The sequence below is a fragment of the Enterobacter sp. DN genome (genome assembly GCF_046054285.1).
Classification (GTDB): domain Bacteria; phylum Pseudomonadota; class Gammaproteobacteria; order Enterobacterales; family Enterobacteriaceae; genus Enterobacter; species Enterobacter hormaechei_C.
Genome location: NZ_JBJJTG010000003.1, coordinates 488,782 through 507,180 on the forward strand (window position 1 = coordinate 488,782; position 18,399 = coordinate 507,180).

Sequence of the window (18,399 nt, forward strand, 5' to 3'; positions counted from 1 at the left end):
GCCGGGGTGTAGGGCCAGATTTTTATAATGTGAACGACAGCTTACGTTCGCTTCCGGGTTCGCTAATCACGACCTGGTTATGGGTTATATTCAGCTGCGGCGTCGCCGCAGCGGGCTGTTTTCCGCCAGCCAGAACGGCGCAACAGAGCCAGCTTTCCCCTTGCGGGAGGTCAGCTTTTAACAGCGGAATGGAGGCACACTCCGCAAACATAATGCTGCTGTTCGGCGGCGTGACGATGCTGTCTGGCTGGCGATGAATGATCGGCGAAAGATCGACAATGACGCTGCTGCCGTTTTCAGCCAACAGATAACAACCGCGTTCGCGCACCTGGTGGGCGGTTTTCATCACCGCAAAGCCGCCCTCGACGGTTTGCAGAGTGCGCGCGCTGTTGATACGGTGCAGGCGCAGGTGCCACTCCCCGAACGGGATCTGCCAGGTCGCAATCTGCACGTCGCGCCACGGCGACCAGCGCGAGAAAATGTAATTTTCATCCACCCGAACCTCGTCGCACTCGCGACGACCGCGGAAATAGTCATCTCCGTCCGCCAGCAGCAGCATGGAATCGCAGGCGGCATGCTTCAGGCCAAAACGCCCGCGCTCAAGGGTGAATCCGAAGCGGCTGGAGTAGGCAAATTTGGTGTATTTCGCTTCGGTGTTGACGTAGTTGTTCAGCTCCAGCTGACCGGCGGTGAGCATGACGACGTGCTGCGAATCTTTCGAATGCATCAGGATCTGCTGCGCATGCGGAATCACATGTTTTTCAGCAAGCGCGGGCAGCGGTTGTTCTTCCGCCTGCCAGAACGGGTGTGCTTCCGGCAGCGCCAGGATCAGATAGGTTTTCAGCGCCCAGTACGGTGAACCGGGGGAGTTGTAATCCTCGCACATCGCCAGGTTCGGATACGCAAACCCCAGGGTAAGAATACCGTCGCGATCGACAATCGACTGCTGCTGCCACCAGCGCAGATGCCGCAGCACAATGCCCTTCACGATGCCCGGGGTGAAGACGTCCAGTTGAGAAAAGGCCACCGCGCTCCAGAAGGCAACCATGGCAAAGCGGTAGGTCAGGCTGCGGCCAAACGGCACCGAGGCGCCATCGGCGGCGGACCAGTAGATAAAGTCTTCCGCGAACAGACGCGAGCGCTCGCGCAGCACCTTCGCCCTCGCCTCGTCGTCACTCAGCGTGGCGTAAATCAGGCCGTAGAAATGGAAAGCCATGGAGATGTAGTAATCTTTCGGGCGGCCGGGACCGTCGGAATACCAGCCGTCGCCGAGGTAGTAGGCGTCCATCAGCGCAAAGCGGTGGTCAATGGCGGCCCGATCGTACGGCAGGCCGGCGCGCTTAAAGCCGAGCTGGACCATAATGGCAAAATAGTTCCAGTTGCTGTCCGGCATCTGCGCGTCGGTGATTTGGTTGAGCCACGCGTGCAGGTTCATCACCTCGCGCCCGGTTAAGTGCGCGGTGAGTTTATCCCCCAGCAGAGCGAGCCCCAGACCGTAGGCCGCCATCTCCACCAGACGTTGATCGTACGGGCCGGTTTCACCCCAGTAGCCGCTGCTTTGCGGGTCGGTACCAAGCTTAATGGCAGTAAGGTACTTCTCGCTGAACGGCGTGCTTTCGCCAGATGCCATCAGCGGAAACAGCCCCCACAGCGCGCGAGAAAGTCCCTCCATCTGCGCAATATCCGCTGTGTAATGGGCGCAGGTGTCGCCCAGCGGGAATCGTGAACGGTTCGCCGGAAATTGCGTGTCCAGCGCCTGTAAAAGTGCATTCAACGACGCCACTACCTCCTGGCGTGAAGACAACGGATTTGATTTTTCTTTGTTTGCCGCCCACATCGGTTCGCCCTCGTAATCAACTGCGGCAAAGCATAGTGAATCCGCAAGGGGCAGAAATGTTAGCCATGTCACAGGCATGAACGATGAATAAACCTCCAGTTGAGAAAATTTAAAAAGGTGGTTTATAAAGACGATCAGACGGGAAAAAGTTGAGTTTTATTGCACTATGCACGACACGCCGACATCCGACCTTCTGGAACTGATCGCCCTGAATGATACCGTGGCCTCGTTCAGCCGCCTGTTTGCCAATACGGTGCGCTACCATCACTGGCATCAGTGTCTGGAGATCCTCTATGTGGAAGAGGGCTTTGGCGTGGCGATTGTCGATAATCGTCACTACACCATGCGCCCCGGACGACTGTTTTTCTTCCCGCCTTTTACGCTGCACAAGGTCATGGTGGACGAACAGGCGGAGGCAATTTACCGCCGCACCATTATTCATCTCGACCAGCACGCGGTGCTGAAGATCCTGCGGGATTTTCCCCAGACCCGGCAGCGCCTGGAGCGGCTGTCACGCCGTGGCGGCGAAGCGTGGGTCGCCGATTTAGCCCACTGTCACCACCATATCGACCATCTGTTTAGCTGCTATAAACCGCCGATGAACGGCGAGAGCATCGCCAGCCTGCTGATCGGCCTGTTCGCGATGCTCCCCGACGATCGCGACGGTGAGCCGGGCAACAGCCAGGGGATCGCCAGCCAGGTAATGTTCTGGCTCGACGAGCATTATCAGGAGAAATTTCGTCTGGATGCGCTGGCCGAAGAGCTGGGTAAATCACGCAGTTACGTATCGCGAAGATTCCATGCGGAAACGGGCGAAAAAATTCACGACTACCTGAACACGCTAAGGTTGCGTAAGGCGTGCGAGTGTTTACTCCACACGGATTCGAGCGTGCGTGACATTGCCGCACAGGCGGGATTTTCCGACGTGACGTGGTTTATCAGCGCATTTAAAAAGGGGATTGGCGAGACGCCGTTGCAGTACAGGAAGAACCATCGTGCGGTTTGACGCCCTCACCCCCGCCCTCTCCCACGGGGAGAGGGGGAAGATCAACCGCTCTTCTTCCCCGGCTTTAATCCGCGGTGTAACTCGTTGATGCGCTTCATCGACTTGATGGTGCGCTGCGGCTCAGTGGAGGCGACGGACAGAATAATCATCTCCAGGCACAGCAGCACCGTGCCGTGCAGCGGGATTTTGCCCTTCTCGCCGCCGCGCGGGACGTGGATCACTACGCTTGCCTCTTTGCTAAAGCGCGAGTCCGTGGCGTTGGTCAGCAAAATGGTGGGAATACCCAGGCGCTTCGCTTCGCGCAGCGTGGTCTGCCCCTCCCGGTGCGCGGATTTTTGCGCCATCATTACCAGCACGTCACCGCGCTGTAGGGCAATCAGCTGTTCGGCGAGGCCAATACCGGTGCGGTTGAGCGGGATCGCAGGCAGGCCTATACGGCTAAACAGTCGCGAGGTGTACTCGGCCAGAATGCCGGATGCGCCAATGCCAAAAATAGCGACCTGTCTCGCCTGCGCCAGCAGCGACACGGCCTGCGCCATCGCGTAGCGGTTGCCCGGTTCGGACAACACCGCGCAGGTGTGCTGATGGCCTTCCAGCACAAAATCGATGCTCGCGTCGACGTCGCTGGTAAGCGTGTTTACCGTGGTGGACATCTTCTCGCTGGAGGTGACCACCGGGCCAAACCACTGCTCCAGGGTCTGCTTGAGATCCCGCAGCCCGCCAAACCCAAGCGCCTGAATGGCACGCACCACGGTGGCGTCCGAGGTGTGTAGCACAGCGGCAATCTCCATTGCCGTCTGCTCCATAACCGCTTCACGATTTTCATTGATATAGCTCGCCACCTGCAGCAGACGCGGCGTCAGCTGGTGCGCCCGCGAGCGGAGGCGGTCGCCGTAGACATCAATTTTTCGGATCATCGTGCGGCCTCCGGCAGCGGACGGCCCGCTATCTGCGACTGCACCTGCGCGGCCATCAGCCCCAGCGAGGCAAATGAATTTGAGATCGCTTCCTCGCGGGAGATGAGCACGTAATGCCCGGTTCGGCAGGCGTTGAGAAACTGACACCAGCCCGGCATCACCGCATCCATCGCCGCCAGCTCGTCCTGCGGTTTTCCGCCAGTGTCCCCGCGCCAGGTGGCAAAGACAAAATCAGCATCCAGCTCCGGCAGGCGCTCGGCGCTGACGTCGATGCGCCCGCCCTCCGGGATGCTCTCAATCAGCGGCGGGAACCTGAACCCTGCGTCGCGCAGCACGCGCCCAAGCGAGTGGTAGCTGTGCATGGCGTTGATTTTGCCCTGATTGGCCTGAATCACCGAGACGGTCAGTTTGCTCGTATCGATGGTCGCCTTTAGCGCCTCGATCTGCTCCTGATAGCGACGCTCCAGAATCTTCAGCCGCGCCTCTGTCCCGGTAAGCTGCGCCAGCTTGCGGTAGATCTCCGGCGCACCGCCGTCGAGGTGATCGATACTCACCGTCGGGGCAATTTTTTCCAGCTGTTCGACCGGCGTGTTGCGGGTCGGCTCGGTGATGATAAGATCCGGCTTCGCCGCGGCGATGGCTTCAATATCGATATCCGCGGTGCCGATGAATGTGATGTCGGAATTATCAAAATCGATGCCCGTCAGCATACCGCTGGAACGCAGAAAATGGCTGCCGTCCGGTCGGGTGCGGCCATGGCTGGCAACCGGCGGTACGCCAAGCTCGATCAGCGGAATGGTGATATCCAGGTCGTGCAGGGACACAATCCGCTTCGGGTTAACCGGCACCACCACGTTGCGGTTCAGGTCGTCAGTAAACGTCTGCGTTGGCTCTGCGGCTCCTACAGCAAAACCCACCAGCACCAGCATTGCAAAAAATACGCGCATTTTTATCCCCTAAAATCGATCCCGACGCTGCCAGAGCAGCAGCAGGAAAAACGGTCCGCCAATCAGTGAAATGACAATTCCCGCCGGCAGCTGCAACGGGAGAAATGCCAGCCGCCCGACGTTATCCGCCAGCAGCACCAGCAGCGCGCCCAGTACGGCACTTCCCGTCAGCAGTGCCGTTTGCCCTCCGCGCAGCAGCAGGCGCGCCATGTGCGGAGCAATCAGCCCGACAAAGCCGATACTCCCCACGCAGGAGACGCAGGCCGCGGTGAGCACCACGGGGGCAAACACGCGCAGCAGAGCGAGGCGTGAAGTCCGCACGCCCAGCCCCGTCGCAGTGTGGTTGCCGAGCAAGGCTACGTCTGCGGCGCGTGCGGTAAAGAGCAGCAGCGCAAACGCCGGCACCGTCCAGGCAGCAGCGATGCTGACCAGCGTCCAGCTTGCCGCATGCAGGCTCCCCGCCAGCCACAGCATCGCCGTCTGGACGTCGCGCACGTCGGCGGTCGTCATAAAGACCCCCATCGCGGCGGCAAACGCCCATGACACGCCGATGCCGATCAGGATGAATCGCGGGCGCGAGATATCACGCGCCAGCGCCACTACCAGCAGCGCGGTCAGCAACCCACCGGCCATGCCGATAAGTGGACGCCAGTACGGCCCCAATCCCGGAAACTGAAAAATCAGCAGCAGCACCGCCGCGCTACAGCCCTCTTTCACGCCGATAAGACCGGGGTCAGCAAGGCCGTTGCGGGTAATGGACTGCATGGCCGCCCCCGCCATGCCGAGCATCGCGCCGCACAGCACCGCCATCAGCAGGCGCGGCAGGCGGATATCCATCACAATGTAATGCGCATCCGCCGTCAGACGTTCAGGATAAAACAGCGCACGTCCGATGGCGGAAGCAGGAATGGGCAGCGAACCGTGCGTCAGGCCAAAACTTAGCAGCAGGAGAGCGGCAAGCGATAATACGGCCAGATACAGCAGCGCCCTCGGGCGAACCAGCGCCGAGAAGGAGAAAAATCGTACTGCCCTCAATCCAGCCCGGTTCATTTGAACATCCTTGACGCCATAAGGATAAAGACCGGCGCGCCGACTAGCGCAGTCATCACGCCGGTTGCCAGCTCATACGGCGTAAACAGCGTACGGGCGGCGATATCCGCCATCAGCAGAACCAGCGCCCCGCAGAGGGCTGAAAGCGGCACCATCACGCGCAGGTCCACCGATACCAGACGGCGAATCAGCTGCGGCACCACGAGTCCGATAAACCCGATCGGTCCGGCAACTGAAACCGCCGCGCCGCACAGCAGGGCGATGGCCAGCAGCGCGAGCAGGCGCGTTTTCAGCAGCGACACGCCAAGCCCCTGCGCCATTCTCTCGCCCAGCGCCAGCATGTTCAGCGACGGCGACAGCCAGAGCGCCAGCGCAAAACCCACGGCAGCGGCCCCCGCGGCGCTAGCGATCGTCTCGCCGATGACTCCCGCCACATCCCCCGCAAGCCAGGTCCGCATGGCCAGCAGCGTCTGTTCATCCAGAATCAACACCGTGGCGGTTATCGATGAGGCAAATGCCGACATTGCCACGCCGCACAGCGTGACCTTCATCGGCGTGAGACCGGTACGCCCGGATGAGGAGAACGTTAGCACCAGCAAAAAGAGCGCGGCGGCGCCAGCTGCGGCTATCAGAGGGCGGCCAAACGGCAGCGACAGCCCGAGGGCACTCGTCAGCACCACCGCCAGCGCCGCCCCTGCATTCAGCCCCAGGATATGCGGCTCGCCGAGCGGGTTGCGGATCACTGATTGCAGCAGCACGCCCGCGATGCCGAGCGCCGCGCCCGCCACCAGGGCGGCGCACAGCCGCATCAAGCGCAGCCTGACGATCACGCTATGCTCAAAATTGCGCGGGTCGAAGTGGAAAAATGCGTCTACTACCGTCCGGGGGGCGATAACGCGCGCCCCGATGCTCAGGTGCGCAATCGCGCCTGCCAGAAGCAGCAGCGTAAAGAGAATAAAGGCCACAGATGTGCGCATCATGGTTTGTCGTCAGCCTGACGGAACGGCATAAAGAACGGCTTGCCGGTCAGCGGGTTAACCGACATATGCACGTCGACGTCAAACACCGCTTTGATCAGCTCCGGCGTGCAGGCGTCGCCCTCATGCAGTACCCCCTCAACCTTTCCCTGACGTAAAAAGACCAGCGAATCACCGTAATTCACGGCGAAGTTGAGATCGTGCAGAACCACCACCACGGTGCGCCCGTGCCGGCGCGTCAGCGTGTGCAGCAGTTCGAGGATCTCCACCTGGTAGCGAAGATCGAGGTACGTCGTGGGTTCATCCAGCAGGATATAGGGCGTTTGCTGCGCCAGCACCATAGCGATCCAGCAGCGCTGGCGCTGGCCGCCGGACAGGCTTTCAACCAGATGATGGGCAAACTCTGCCGTTCCGGTCAGGCGTAACGCCTCTTCCACGGCCCGCTCGTCTTCCTCGCTCCACTGGCGCATCACGTTCTGCCAGGGGAAACGTCCGCGCGAGACCAGCTCAAATACGGTTAACCCTTCTGGAAGCAGCGGAGACTGCGGCAGGATCCCGAGCTGGCGGGCGACCGCTTTGGTTGGCTGCGAGTGGATGGCTTTGCCGTCCAGCACCGCGCTGCCGCCGAGCGGCTGAAGCAGCCGTGCGAGGGTACTTAACAGCGTCGATTTTCCGCAGCCGTTTGCGCCCACCAGAACAGTCATTTTCTGCTGGGGGATCGCAAGGGAGATATCATCAACGATGATTTTTTTCTGGTAACCCGCGGAGAGGTTCTCAAGAACCAGTCCCGGCTTTTTGATGTAGTGAGCCACGTGAACGCCAACGTAAGAAAAAAAACCAACAAATAAAAATAAAACTCATTCTCTTTTGTGAGTTTGCCGCCGCTCCATGTAGTAGTCAAGCGAAGATACACCCTGTAAACCCCAGGGATAATTGAGCATCACCACACAAACTAAAATTCATTTTTATTAATTATTTTCAATATCTTAAACCAGAAAAAGATGCGTATTAGTCAGAGAGAAACCTCTGTAGCGAAATTTTTATTTATTCCATTTACTACTACATGCCCTCATGCTTGAATGATTCTCAATTACAAGTCCGATGCCGTAGAGGCTAACGGACAGAGCGTAAGGGCAATGACTCACACATTCTTCCGCGAGCATTTCATCGCAGGATATTTTGGGAAAACAGATGTAATGGCTAAGTTCACACCTTCATTCGCCGGGGTAAAAGGGCGCGCGCTCTTTTCACTCCTGTTCATGGCGCCTCTGGTGCACGCAGCAGCAAAAGACGGTGAGACGCTTACCGTCACTGCCGATCCTTACGCTTCCACCGACGCCACCAGCGGCTATCAGCCCCTGAACACCTCCACCGCCACGCTGACCAACATGCCGATGCTGGACATCCCGCAGGTGGTCAATACCGTCAGCGATAAAGTGCTGGAAGACCAAAACGCGACCACGCTAGACGAGGCGCTGTATAACGTCAGCAACGTGGTGCAGACCAACACCCTGGGTGGCACGCAGGATGCCTTCGTGCGCCGTGGCTTCGGCGCAAACCGCGATGGCTCGATCATGACCAACGGCCTGCGCACCGTGCTGCCGCGCAGCTTCAATGCCGCAACCGAGCGCGTGGAGGTGCTAAAAGGCCCGGCCTCGACCCTTTACGGTATTCTCGACCCCGGCGGCCTGATTAACGTGGTGACCAAACGCCCGGAGAAAACCTTCGGCGGCTCGATTTCTGCCACATCAACCAGCTTTGGCGGCGGTAGCGGACAGTTTGACGTCACCGGTCCAATTGAAGGTACGCGTCTGGCCTATCGCCTGACGGGGGAGTATCAGGACGAGGATTACTGGCGTAATTTCGGCACCGAACGCAGCACCTTTATCGCCCCGTCTTTGACCTGGTTCGGCGATGATGCCACCGTGACCGTGCTCTATTCGCATCGCGACTATAAAACGCCGTTCGATCGCGGAACGATCTTCGATCTCAACACCAAAAAGGCCGTCGACGTCGATCGCAAAACCCGCTTTGATGAGCCATTTAACGTGACCGACGGTCAGTCCGACCTCGCTCAGCTTAACGCGGAGTATCGGCTCAACAGCCAGTGGACCGCGAAGTTCGACTACAGCTACAGCCAGGATAAGTACAGCGATAACCAGGCTCGCGTGATGGCCTACGATTCAAAAACCGGCAACCTGACCCGCCGCGTGGATGCGACCCAGGGTTCGACCCAGCGTATGCACACAACGCGGGCAGATTTGCAGGGGAACGTGGACATCGCGGGCTTTTACAATGAGATACTGACCGGCGTGTCGTATGAAAATTACGATCTGCTGCGCACGGACATGATCCGTTGTAAGAACGTTAAGGATTTCAATATTTACAACCCGAGCTACGGCAGCCTCGGCAAGTGCACCACCGTCTCGGCAGCCGACAGCGATCAAACCATCAAGCAGGAGAGCTACTCCGCCTACGCGCAGGACGCGCTGTACCTGACCGATAAATGGATCGCCGTTGCCGGACTGCGCTACCAGTATTACACCCAGTACGCGGGCAAAGGCCGTCCGTTTAACGTCAACACCGACAGCCGCGACGACCAGTGGACGCCGAAACTGGGCCTGGTATACAAGCTCACGCCGGCAGTCTCCCTGTTTGCCAACTATTCCCAGACGTTTATGCCGCAGTCGTCCATTGCGAGCTACATCGGCGACCTGCCGCCGGAAACGTCGAACGCGTATGAAATAGGCGCTAAATTCGACCTGTTCGACGGCATTACCGCCAACATCGCGCTGTTTGATATCCACAAGCGCAACGTGCTGTACACCGAGAGCGTCGGTGATGAAACCGTCGCCAAAACCGCGGGCCGCGTGCGCTCGCAGGGTGTCGAAGTGGATCTCGCCGGATCGCTGACCGAGAACACCAACATTATCGCCAGCTACGGCTATACCGATGCGAAGGTGCTGGAAGACCCGGACTACGCGGGCAAACCGCTGCCGAACGTACCGCGCCATACCGGCTCCCTGTTCCTGACGTACGATATTCACAATGCGTTTGCCGGGAATACGCTGACAATTGGCGGCGGCGGGCACGGCGTAAGCCGCCGCTCAGCGACTAACGGTGCGGATTATTATCTGCCGGGCTATTTCGTGGCGGATGCATTTGCGGCGTACAAAATGAAGCTGCAATATCCGGTGACGCTACAGGTGAACGTGAAGAATCTGTTCGATAAGACCTACTACACGTCGTCGATTGCGACCAACAACCTGGGCAACCAGATTGGCGACCCGCGTGAAGTGCAGTTTACGGTGAAGATGGAGTTTTGACGTAAAAAAGCCCGGTGGCGCTAACGCTTACCGGGCCTACGATCCTAACCCCCTCCCTGTGGGAGAGGGTTAGGGTGAGGGGACATCAGGCCTCAATATCCGCCATATCGCCTTTCTCCTGGAGCCAGTTACGTCGGTCTTCAGAACGTTTCTTGGCCAGCAGCATATCCATCACGGCGTTGGTTTGCTGTTCGTCTTCATCGCTGATGGTCAGCTGCACCAGACGGCGGGTGTTCGGATCCAGGGTGGTTTCACGCAGCTGCATCGGGTTCATCTCGCCCAGCCCTTTAAAGCGCTGAACGTTCGGTTTGCCCTTCTTGCGTTTGAGCTGCTCCAGCACGCCCGCTTTCTCTTCTTCCGTCAGCGCATAGTAGACTTCTTTGCCAAGGTCGATACGGTACAGCGGCGGCAGCGCCACGTGGACGTGACCGTTTTTCACCAGCGTGCGGAAGTGCTTCACGAACAGCGCACAGAGCAGCGTGGCGATGTGCAGACCATCGGAGTCCGCATCCGCGAGGATACAGATCTTGCCGTAGCGCAGCTGGCTCAGATCGTCGCTGTCCGGATCGATGCCGATCGCCACGGAGATGTCGTGTACTTCCTGCGAGGCCAGCACTTCATCAGACGAGACCTCCCAGGTGTTGAGGATCTTACCCTTGAGCGGCATGATCGCCTGATATTCACGATCGCGCGCCTGCTTGGCCGATCCGCCTGCCGAGTCCCCTTCCACCAGGAACAGCTCGGTGCGGTTGAGATCCTGGGCGGTACAGTCCGCCAGCTTGCCCGGCAGCGCGGGGCCGCTGGTCAGCTTTTTACGCACCACTTTCTTCGCCGCGCGCAGGCGACGCTGGGCGCTGGAGATGGCCATTTCAGCCAGCATTTCTGCGGCCTGAACGTTCTGGTTCAGCCACAGGGTAAACGCATCTTTCACCACGCCGGAGACGAACGCCGCACACTGGCGTGACGACAGGCGCTCTTTAGTCTGACCGGCAAACTGCGGATCCTGCATCTTCACGGAGAGCACGTAGGCGCAGCGGTCCCAGATATCTTCTGCGGAAAGCTTCACGCCGCGCGGCAGAATGTTGCGGTATTCGCAGAACTCGCGCATCGCATCCAGCAGCCCCTGACGCAGGCCGTTGACGTGCGTCCCGCCGAGCAGCGTTGGGATCAGGTTGACGTAGCTTTCCGTCAGCAGCTCACCGCCTTCCGGCAGCCACAGCAGCGCCCAGTCCACCGCTTCGGTGTCACCTTCGAAATTCCCGACGAACGGTTTTTCCGGCAGGGTCGGCAGGCCGTTAACCGCTTCGCACAGGTAGTCGTTCAGACCCTTTTCGTAGCGCCAGCTCTGTTCGGTGTTGTTTACGTGATCTTTAAAGGTGATTTCCACGCCCGGGCACAGCACCGCTTTGGCTTTCAGCAGGTGCGTCAGGCGAGAAACGGAAAAGCGTGGGCTGTCGAAGAAGCTTTCGTCAGGCCAGAAATGGACGCTGGTGCCGGTGTTGCGTTTACCGCACGTCCCGACGACCTGCAAATCCTGCACTTTTTCGCCGTTTTCAAACGCGATGTTATACACCTGGCCATCGCGACGAACGTTCACTTCCACGCGCTTTGACAGGGCGTTAACCACGGAGATCCCCACGCCGTGCAAGCCGCCGGAGAACTGGTAGTTTTTGTTGGAGAACTTACCGCCCGCGTGCAGACGACAGAGGATCAGCTCAACGGCTGGAACACCCTCTTCCGGGTGGATATCTACCGGCATGCCGCGGCCGTCGTCGATAACTTCCAGCGACTGATCGGCGTGCAGGATAACGTCCACGCGTCTGGCATGGCCTGCCAGCGCTTCGTCCACACTGTTATCAATTACTTCCTGGCCCAGGTGGTTTGGGCGCGTCGTATCGGTGTACATCCCCGGGCGGCGGCGAACCGGCTCAAGCCCGGTGAGTACCTCAATGGCATCAGCGTTATAGGTTTGCGTCATGATTTAAGCTAGCAATTCGCATTGATTGTCAGTGGCTGTGCAGTCCAAGAAAATCGACAATCTGGGTGAAATGATCTTCAAAGCCCGTGAAAGCATGGTTACCGCCCTCTTCTACAGTCTGGCGGCAGGATGCGTAATACGCCACTGCCTGGCGGTAATCCAGCACTTCATCTCCCGTCTGTTGCAGCAGCCAGATAAGATCGGGCGCTTCAAGCGGGTCGACCTGCATAACTTTGAGATCGTAAATATGGCGTGACTCTAGCACATATTGTTGGCCGGTGTAGGGGTTCTCGTTTTCGCCAAGAAAGTCCCTTAACAGCTCAAATGGCCGGACCGCCGGGTTGACGACGACAGCGGGTAACATAAAGCACTGCGACAGCCAGGTGGCGTAGTAGCCGCCGAGCGACGACCCGACAACGCCAAACGATTCGCCGCCGTGTTCAAGCACGATCGATTCCAGCATCTCTGCCGCATCCGCTGGATAAGGGGGCAACTGCGGAATAATCATCTCCACGTGGGGATGATTCGCGCTTAGCCACTGGCGAAGCTGCGTCGCTTTCGCCGATCGCGGTGAGCTGTTAAACCCATGCAGATAGAGAAGCGTCGACATCAATAGCCTTCCGAAGCGGTATCCGGGCGGAATTGAGCCCCGGTCAGACGGCAAACTTCGGTGGTCAGCGAGCCATCGGCATGCAGCTCCAGCCAGCGCCAGCCCGGTGCGATGGTATCCAGCGTAAAGTTGGCGCAGTGCGGCTTAAACTGCACGCAGGTAGAGGGCGTCGCGAGCAGGCGGCGACCATTCCAGTCGAGATCCTGTTCCTGGTGAATGTGCCCGCACAGCAAATTTTTCACGCGCGGAAATTTCGCCAGTACGCCGTCCAGCGCCGCAGAGTTGCGTAAGCTGTGCTGATCGAGCCAGCTACAGCCCGCCGGCAGCGGGTGATGATGCAGCAACAGCAGCGTATTGCGATTCGGTTCGGCGGCCAGTTTTGTCTCCAGCCAGTCAAGCTGATAGTCGCTCAACTCACCGTGCGGAACGCCAAACACCTGACTGTCGAGGAGCAGAATTTGCCACTGGTCCCCCGCAAAGACACATTTTGCCGGTGAAATCCCCGCATCCTGAAGCGAACTGTACATAGCGGGTTGAAAATCGTGATTGCCCGGTAGCCAGACGCAAGGCACGCTAAAGCTCGCAATCCCTTCAGCAAAATGCTGATAGGCTGCGGAGGATTGATCCTGCGCCAGATCGCCCGTCGCGACGATCAGATCGCATGGCCGCTTTTCAGCATGGATCGCGTCAAGAACCGCCTGATAACTCTCCCAGGTGTTCACGCCCAGAAGCGTCTCATGCTTTTCGGCAAAAAGGTGGGTGTCGGTGATTTGTAATATCCTGACTGGCGCCCCACCAGCAACAGTCAGGTTCAACAGGCTTTCCAAATGGTGTCCTTAGGTAGGTTTATGACGCTAACAAACCGGAATCGCCATTGCTCCATGTGCTAAACAATATCTTAGCCAGTCGGCTAAAAACTGGTTAATTTGATGCTTTTCGTCGCGTTGATGCAACTTTTTATTCGGGTAATCATACCGCGCTTTAAAGCGAAAGATCTGCTGGCTTGAACACACTTCAGCGACCATCGCGTCATGATAAAGACGTACCGTCATCGACGGCAGGCTCCAGTAGCTGATGCTCGGCGCCGTTTGCTCAATCTCCACCAGCGTAGTGTAGCGCGTTGATTCTGTTATCGTTAACCGATACTGCGCGTTGCTCACCTGATAGCTCACCGTTTCGCCGGGCGCGTCGTTTCGCGGCAGCAGGCGGCGCAGCTGGGCGAAATTGGTTTCGCACAGGCGCATCATTTCTGGGAAGTCAGGTGTATAACGCTTCATTTTTTCCACTCGTGTCGTAATGTCTGATAATGCAGCTGTAGCCATTGCAGGGCGATGACAGACGCTGCGTTGTCGATTTTCCCCTCTTCTACCCACTGGTAAGCCTGCTCCCGACTCACCACATGAACCCGAATATCTTCGTTTTCATCTGCCAGACCGTGGATCCCTTCCGCTGTCTTGGCGTCCACTTCGCCCACCATAATAGATGAACGTTCCGTTGTCCCACCCGGGCTTGCCAGGTAGCTCAACACCGGTTTCGTCCGGCCGATCGCCAGGCCCGCCTCTTCCAGCGCCTCACGGCGAGCGACGTCTTCGACCGACTCACCTTCTTCGATCATCCCGGCCACCATCTCCAGCAACCACGGCGTATCGCTGGTATCATAAGCCGCAATACGCACCTGTTCGACCAGCACCACTTCATCACGCACTGGGTCATAGGGTAGCAACACAGCCGCATGCCCGCGCTCAAAAATTTCGCGTTTGATTTCACCGCTCATCTCACCGTTAAACAGACGATGCCTGAAACGGTAAAGTTCCATTGAAAAAAAACCGCTATAAAGCGTTTCTCGTGCAATAATTTCTACATCGTTTTTGGCGAAGGTGACAGGCACGTTTTCTGGTTTTTGCATCGGTCGAGTCCTGGTAGCAATGGTGATGAAATTGTGAATTTCAAGGCTGTTTGGCTGCCGTTTGTATGGCTATATGGTAGATTGGAGCAAATTACCGCCAGATGGCACGTTACGCCAACCTTTTGGTGTGGATGATTCTGTTAGAATCGGCAATTATTTTTAATTAGATCAGCGCTAATACTGCTTCACAACAAGGAATGCAAATGAAGAAATTGCTCCCCATCCTTATCGGCCTGAGCCTGACGGGCTTCAGTGCAATGAGCCAGGCAGAAAACCTGTTACAGGTCTACCAGCAGGCACGTCTGGGCAACCCTGATTTACGTAAATCAGCGGCCGATCGTGATGCTGCGTTTGAAAAGATTAACGAAGCACGTAGTCCACTGCTGCCGCAGTTAGGCTTAGGTGCAGATTATACCTACACTAACGGTTTTCGCGATAACAATGGCATCGATTCGAATGCCACCAGCGCCTCTTTACAGCTTACACAAACCCTGTTCGACATGTCCAAATGGCGGGAACTGAGCTTGCAGGAAAAGAGCGCCGGCATTCAGGATGTCACCTATCAAACCGATCAGCAGACGCTGATCCTGAATACCGCGACCGCCTATTTCCAGGTTCTGAGCGCGATTGACGCCCTCTCCTACACCGAAGCGCAGAAACAGGCGGTTTACCGTCAGTTAGATCAAACCACCCAGCGTTTTAACGTGGGCCTGGTCGCCATTACTGACGTGCAGAACGCCCGTTCACAGTACGATACCGTACTGGCTAACGAAGTGACCGCACGTAACAACCTCGACAACGCCCTGGAAGCACTGCGTCAGGTCACCGGTAACTACTATCCTGAGCTGGCCTCTCTGAACGTGGACAGTTTCAAAACGGACAAACCGCAGGCGGTTAACGCCCTGCTGAAAGAAGCGGAAAACCGCAACCTGACCTTGTTGCAGGCACGCCTGAGCCAGGATCTGGCGCGCGAGCAGATCCGTCTTGCACAGGATGGTCACCTGCCAACTCTGAGCCTGAGCGCCTCTACCGGCGTATCGGACACCAGCTACAGCGGGTCTAAAACGACCTCTCAGGCCTATGACGACAGCAACGTTGGCCAGAACAAAGTGGGTCTGAGCTTCTCTCTGCCGCTGTACCAGGGCGGGATGGTTAACTCTCAGGTTAAACAGGCGCAGTACAACTTTGTGGGTGCCAGCGAGCAGCTGGAAAGCGCACACCGCAACGTGGTGCAGACCGTGCGTTCTTCCTACAACAACGTAAATGCCTCTATCAGCAGCATCAACGCCTATAAACAGGCCGTCGTCTCTGCCCAGAGCTCACTGGATGCGAACGAAGCGGGTTACTCCGTAGGTACGCGTACCATCGTGGACGTGTTAGACGCAACGACCACGCTGTATAACGCGAAACAGCAGCTCTCCAGCGCACGTTATCAGTATCTGATTAACCAGCTGAACATCAAGCAGGCGCTGGGTACGCTGAACGAGCAGGATCTGCAAATGCTGAACAGCACGCTGGGCAAACCGGTCCCTACGTCGCCTGACAGCGTCGCGCCGGAAAATCCACAGCAGGATGCCGCCGTTGATAATTTAACCCCTAACAGCAGCGCCCCGCTTGCGCAGCCAGCGGCAGCGCGTAGCACCGCACCTGCCAGCAGCGGTACGAATCCGTTCCGTCATTAAGCCTTGCCCGATGGCGCTGAGCTTATCGGGCCTACTTAACCGTAGGCCGGGTAAGCACAGCGCCACCCGGCGCAAAATCACACCTGAACGTAAGCCAACGTAAAGATCCCCCGCATTTCGCCCCTCTTCGCTTCATTTTCAACCACTCATCCTCTATCCTGAGCGTTATTACCACTGGGTCCTGGAAGACAAATATGAAACGGACAAAAACGATGAATCACGCGTCGTTCCGCAAAAGCTGGAACGCACGCCACCTGACACCTGTCGCGCTGGCGGTCACCGCCGTCTTTATGCTGGCAGGCTGTGAGCAAAACGACGAAACGGTTTCGCTGTATCAAAACGCCGACGACTGCGCGAGCGCAACCGGTAAAGCCGCTGAGTGTACGACGGCCTATAACAACGCCCTCAAAGAAGCGGAACGTACCGCGCCGAAATATGCCTCTCGCGAAGACTGTGTAGCCGAATTCGGTGAAGGCCAGTGCCAGCAGGCACCTGCTCAGGCGGGTATGGCACCGGAAAACCAGGCGCAGGCACAGTCCAGCGGCAGCTTCTGGATGCCGCTGATGGCGGGTTATATGATGGGCCGTTTGATGAGCGGCGGTGCGGGCTACCAGCAGCAGCCGCTGTTTAGCTCCAAAAACCCGAACAGCCCGGCCTACGGTAAATACACCGATGCCACCGGCAAGGGTTACGGTGCTGCAACGCCAGGCCGTACGATGACCGTACCGAAAACCGCAATGGCGCCGAAACCAGCCACCACCAGCACCATTACCCGTGGCGGCTTTGGTGAGTCTGTTGCCAAACAAACCACCATGCAGCGTAGTGCGACCGGCTCCTCAACTCGCTCAATGGGCGGCTGATCATGGAACGAGTCAGTATTGTTGAGCGCCCGGACTGGCGCGAAAAAGCCACCGAATACGGTTTCAACTTTCACACCATGTACGGCGAGCCGTACTGGTGTGAAGATGCTTACTATAAGCTCACGCTCGCTCAGGTCGAAAAGCTTGAAGAGGTAACCGCAGAGCTGCACCAGATGTGCCTGAAGGTAGTAGAAAAAGTCATCGACAGCGATGAGCTGATGACCAAATTCCGCATTCCGAAGCACACCTGGAGTTTTGTTCGTCAGTCCTGGAAAACGAACCAGCCTTCGCTCTACTCTCGCCTCGATCTGGCATGGGATGGCGTGGGTGAACCGAAGCTTTTAGAAAACAACGCGGATACACCAACCTCTCTGTACGAAGCCGCGTTCTTCCAGTGGATCTGGCTGGAAGATCAGGCGAATGCCGGAAACTTGCCCGAAGGCAGCGACCAGTTCAACAGCCTTCAGGAAAAGCTGATTGAGCGTTTCGTCGAACTGCGTGAACAGCACGGTTTCAACCTGTTGCACCTCGCCTGCTGCCGCGATACCGAAGAAGATCGCGGTACGGTTCAGTATTTGCAGGACTGCGCAGCCGAAGCGGAAGTGGCGACGGAATTCCTCTATATCGAAGATATCGGTTTAGGTGAAAAAGGTCAGTTTACGGACATGCAGGATCAGGTCATCAGCAACCTGTTCAAGCTCTATCCGTGGGAATACATGCTGCGGGAAATGTTCTCTACCAAACTGGAAGACGCCGGCGTGCGCTGGCTGGAACCGGCCTGGAAGAGCATTATCTCCAATAAAGCCCTGCTGCCGATGCTGTGGGAGATGTTCCCGAATCACCCGAACCTGCTGCCTGCTTACTTTGCTGAAGATGATTTCCCACCGATGGAGAAATACGTCGTTAAGCCAATCTTCTCCCGTGAAGGGGCAAACGTCTCGATTATCGAAAACGGTAAAACGCTGGAAGCGGTTGAAGGGCCGTACGGTGAAGAAGGGATGATCGTCCAGGCGTTTTATCAACTGCCGAAGTTTGGCGACAGCTATACGTTGATCGGCAGCTGGCTTATTAACGATCAGCCTGCCGGGATTGGCATTCGCGAAGATCGCGCGCTGATTACGCAGGATCTGTCGCGTTTCTACCCGCATATTTTCGTCGAGTAAGACTTGCCCGGTGGCGCTACTGTATGACCGGATACATAGGTGACAGATCAGACCGGGAACATAGGTAACACTTTTCAGTCTATCCGGAGCACACTCTGGGTTTTTCGGTCGTAGTACGCAAGCGTTATTCCGTTAAAGAT

Annotated in this window: 16 protein-coding genes; 5 read left to right on the top strand and 11 right to left on the bottom strand. The window is 57.6% G+C overall.

The genetic code is table 11. The annotated features are described in order from the left end of the window. Nucleotides 1–22 precede the first annotated feature (22 nt). The gene (locus tag ACJTMZ_RS10785; protein ID WP_252011014.1) at nucleotides 23–1,837 is read right to left on the bottom strand and encodes a DUF2264 domain-containing protein; all 1,815 of its coding nucleotides are present in this window, start codon (nucleotides 1,835–1,837) and stop codon (nucleotides 23–25) included. Between the two features lie 166 nt (nucleotides 1,838–2,003). Here ACJTMZ_RS10785 and ACJTMZ_RS10790 point away from each other — a divergent pair, with 166 nt between their 5' ends. Beyond that, nucleotides 2,004–2,843 (top strand): helix-turn-helix domain-containing protein, encoded by an 840-nt coding sequence (locus ACJTMZ_RS10790; protein ID WP_252011015.1) that lies wholly within the window; start codon nucleotides 2,004–2,006, stop codon nucleotides 2,841–2,843. Nucleotides 2,844–2,884: 41 nt separating this feature from the next. Here the strand turns inward: ACJTMZ_RS10790 and ACJTMZ_RS10795 are convergent, their stop codons facing one another. Genes ACJTMZ_RS10795 through ACJTMZ_RS10815 form a run of 5 tightly spaced genes read right to left on the bottom strand, consistent with a single transcriptional unit; the run spans nucleotide 2,885 to nucleotide 7,546 of the window. Continuing rightward, on the bottom strand, nucleotides 2,885–3,760 hold the full coding sequence (locus ACJTMZ_RS10795) for a MurR/RpiR family transcriptional regulator (RefSeq protein ID WP_015571883.1): 876 nt from the start codon (nucleotides 3,758–3,760) through the stop codon (nucleotides 2,885–2,887). Next, nucleotides 3,757–4,707: an iron-siderophore ABC transporter substrate-binding protein gene (locus ACJTMZ_RS10800; protein ID WP_015571884.1), complete on the bottom strand. Its 951-nt coding sequence runs from the start codon at nucleotides 4,705–4,707 to the stop codon at nucleotides 3,757–3,759. Before ACJTMZ_RS10800 ends, ACJTMZ_RS10795 begins: the two co-directional genes overlap by 4 nt. 9 nt (nucleotides 4,708–4,716) lie before the next feature. Then, entirely contained in the window at nucleotides 4,717–5,757 is a 1,041-nt protein-coding gene (locus tag ACJTMZ_RS10805) for an iron ABC transporter permease (RefSeq protein ID WP_017692658.1), read from the bottom strand. Beyond that, a complete protein-coding gene (locus ACJTMZ_RS10810; protein WP_040118116.1) occupies nucleotides 5,754–6,737 on the bottom strand; it encodes an iron ABC transporter permease in 984 nt (327 codons plus the stop codon). Before ACJTMZ_RS10810 ends, ACJTMZ_RS10805 begins: the two co-directional genes overlap by 4 nt. Then, on the bottom strand, nucleotides 6,734–7,546 hold the full coding sequence (locus ACJTMZ_RS10815; protein ID WP_017384046.1) for an ABC transporter ATP-binding protein: 813 nt from the start codon (nucleotides 7,544–7,546) through the stop codon (nucleotides 6,734–6,736). The genes ACJTMZ_RS10810 and ACJTMZ_RS10815 overlap by 4 nt, the downstream gene beginning before the upstream one ends. 384 nt (nucleotides 7,547–7,930) lie before the next feature. Between ACJTMZ_RS10815 and ACJTMZ_RS10820 the strand changes: the two genes are divergently transcribed. Then, nucleotides 7,931–10,060 (top strand): TonB-dependent siderophore receptor, encoded by a 2,130-nt coding sequence (locus tag ACJTMZ_RS10820; RefSeq protein ID WP_015571887.1) that lies wholly within the window; start codon nucleotides 7,931–7,933, stop codon nucleotides 10,058–10,060. Between the two features lie 85 nt (nucleotides 10,061–10,145). Here the strand turns inward: ACJTMZ_RS10820 and parE are convergent, their stop codons facing one another. From parE to nudF, 5 genes are read right to left on the bottom strand one after another with little or no spacing between them, the layout of a single operon-like run. Next, a complete protein-coding gene (parE, locus tag ACJTMZ_RS10825) occupies nucleotides 10,146–12,038 on the bottom strand; it encodes a DNA topoisomerase IV subunit B (protein WP_017384044.1) in 1,893 nt (630 codons plus the stop codon). Nucleotides 12,039–12,066: 28 nt separating this feature from the next. Beyond that, a complete protein-coding gene (gene yqiA / locus ACJTMZ_RS10830; RefSeq protein ID WP_015571888.1) occupies nucleotides 12,067–12,648 on the bottom strand; it encodes an esterase YqiA in 582 nt (193 codons plus the stop codon). After that, on the bottom strand, nucleotides 12,648–13,475 hold the full coding sequence (gene cpdA, locus ACJTMZ_RS10835; protein ID WP_017384043.1) for a 3',5'-cyclic-AMP phosphodiesterase: 828 nt from the start codon (nucleotides 13,473–13,475) through the stop codon (nucleotides 12,648–12,650). Before cpdA ends, yqiA begins: the two co-directional genes overlap by 1 nt. Nucleotides 13,476–13,502: 27 nt before the next feature. Continuing rightward, nucleotides 13,503–13,925, bottom strand: a complete 423-nt coding sequence (locus tag ACJTMZ_RS10840) for a DUF1249 family protein (RefSeq protein ID WP_003862516.1) — start codon at nucleotides 13,923–13,925, stop codon at nucleotides 13,503–13,505. After that, complete coding sequence (gene nudF / locus ACJTMZ_RS10845) at nucleotides 13,922–14,554, bottom strand: ADP-ribose diphosphatase (RefSeq protein WP_017384042.1); 633 nt, start codon at nucleotides 14,552–14,554, stop codon at nucleotides 13,922–13,924. Before nudF ends, ACJTMZ_RS10840 begins: the two co-directional genes overlap by 4 nt. Nucleotides 14,555–14,757: 203 nt before the next feature. On the opposite strand from nudF, the gene tolC reads away from it, so the two are divergent. From tolC to ACJTMZ_RS10860, 3 genes are all read left to right on the top strand, one after another. After that, complete coding sequence (gene tolC / locus ACJTMZ_RS10850) at nucleotides 14,758–16,236, top strand: outer membrane channel protein TolC (protein ID WP_023295455.1); 1,479 nt, start codon at nucleotides 14,758–14,760, stop codon at nucleotides 16,234–16,236. Nucleotides 16,237–16,430: 194 nt separating this feature from the next. Next, nucleotides 16,431–17,096 (top strand): DUF1190 family protein, encoded by a 666-nt coding sequence (locus ACJTMZ_RS10855; protein ID WP_003862522.1) that lies wholly within the window; start codon nucleotides 16,431–16,433, stop codon nucleotides 17,094–17,096. A 2-nt stretch (nucleotides 17,097–17,098) separates the two neighbouring features. Continuing rightward, nucleotides 17,099–18,259, top strand: a complete 1,161-nt coding sequence (locus ACJTMZ_RS10860) for a glutathionylspermidine synthase family protein (protein WP_017384039.1) — start codon at nucleotides 17,099–17,101, stop codon at nucleotides 18,257–18,259. The last annotated feature ends 140 nt before the right edge of the window (nucleotides 18,260–18,399 follow it).

Excerpts from the sequence above, each read along its gene's own strand:
- ACJTMZ_RS10785 (WP_252011014.1), bottom strand. The coding sequence starts at position 1,837 with ATGTGGGCGGCAAACAAAGAAAAATCAAATCCGTTGTCTTCACGCCAG.
- ACJTMZ_RS10790 (WP_252011015.1), top strand. The coding sequence starts at position 2,004 with ATGCACGACACGCCGACATCCGACCTTCTGGAACTGATCGCCCTGAAT.
- ACJTMZ_RS10795 (WP_015571883.1), bottom strand. The coding sequence starts at position 3,760 with ATGATCCGAAAAATTGATGTCTACGGCGACCGCCTCCGCTCGCGGGCG.
- ACJTMZ_RS10800 (WP_015571884.1), bottom strand. The coding sequence starts at position 4,707 with ATGCGCGTATTTTTTGCAATGCTGGTGCTGGTGGGTTTTGCTGTAGGA.
- ACJTMZ_RS10805 (WP_017692658.1), bottom strand. The coding sequence starts at position 5,757 with ATGAACCGGGCTGGATTGAGGGCAGTACGATTTTTCTCCTTCTCGGCG.
- ACJTMZ_RS10810 (WP_040118116.1), bottom strand. The coding sequence starts at position 6,737 with ATGATGCGCACATCTGTGGCCTTTATTCTCTTTACGCTGCTGCTTCTG.
- ACJTMZ_RS10820 (WP_015571887.1), top strand. The coding sequence starts at position 7,931 with ATGGCTAAGTTCACACCTTCATTCGCCGGGGTAAAAGGGCGCGCGCTC.
- parE (WP_017384044.1), bottom strand. The coding sequence starts at position 12,038 with ATGACGCAAACCTATAACGCTGATGCCATTGAGGTACTCACCGGGCTT.
- yqiA (WP_015571888.1), bottom strand. The coding sequence starts at position 12,648 with ATGTCGACGCTTCTCTATCTGCATGGGTTTAACAGCTCACCGCGATCG.
- ACJTMZ_RS10840 (WP_003862516.1), bottom strand. The coding sequence starts at position 13,925 with ATGAAGCGTTATACACCTGACTTCCCAGAAATGATGCGCCTGTGCGAA.
- nudF (WP_017384042.1), bottom strand. The coding sequence starts at position 14,554 with ATGCAAAAACCAGAAAACGTGCCTGTCACCTTCGCCAAAAACGATGTA.
- tolC (WP_023295455.1), top strand. The coding sequence starts at position 14,758 with ATGAAGAAATTGCTCCCCATCCTTATCGGCCTGAGCCTGACGGGCTTC.
- ACJTMZ_RS10855 (WP_003862522.1), top strand. The coding sequence starts at position 16,431 with ATGAAACGGACAAAAACGATGAATCACGCGTCGTTCCGCAAAAGCTGG.
- ACJTMZ_RS10860 (WP_017384039.1), top strand. The coding sequence starts at position 17,099 with ATGGAACGAGTCAGTATTGTTGAGCGCCCGGACTGGCGCGAAAAAGCC.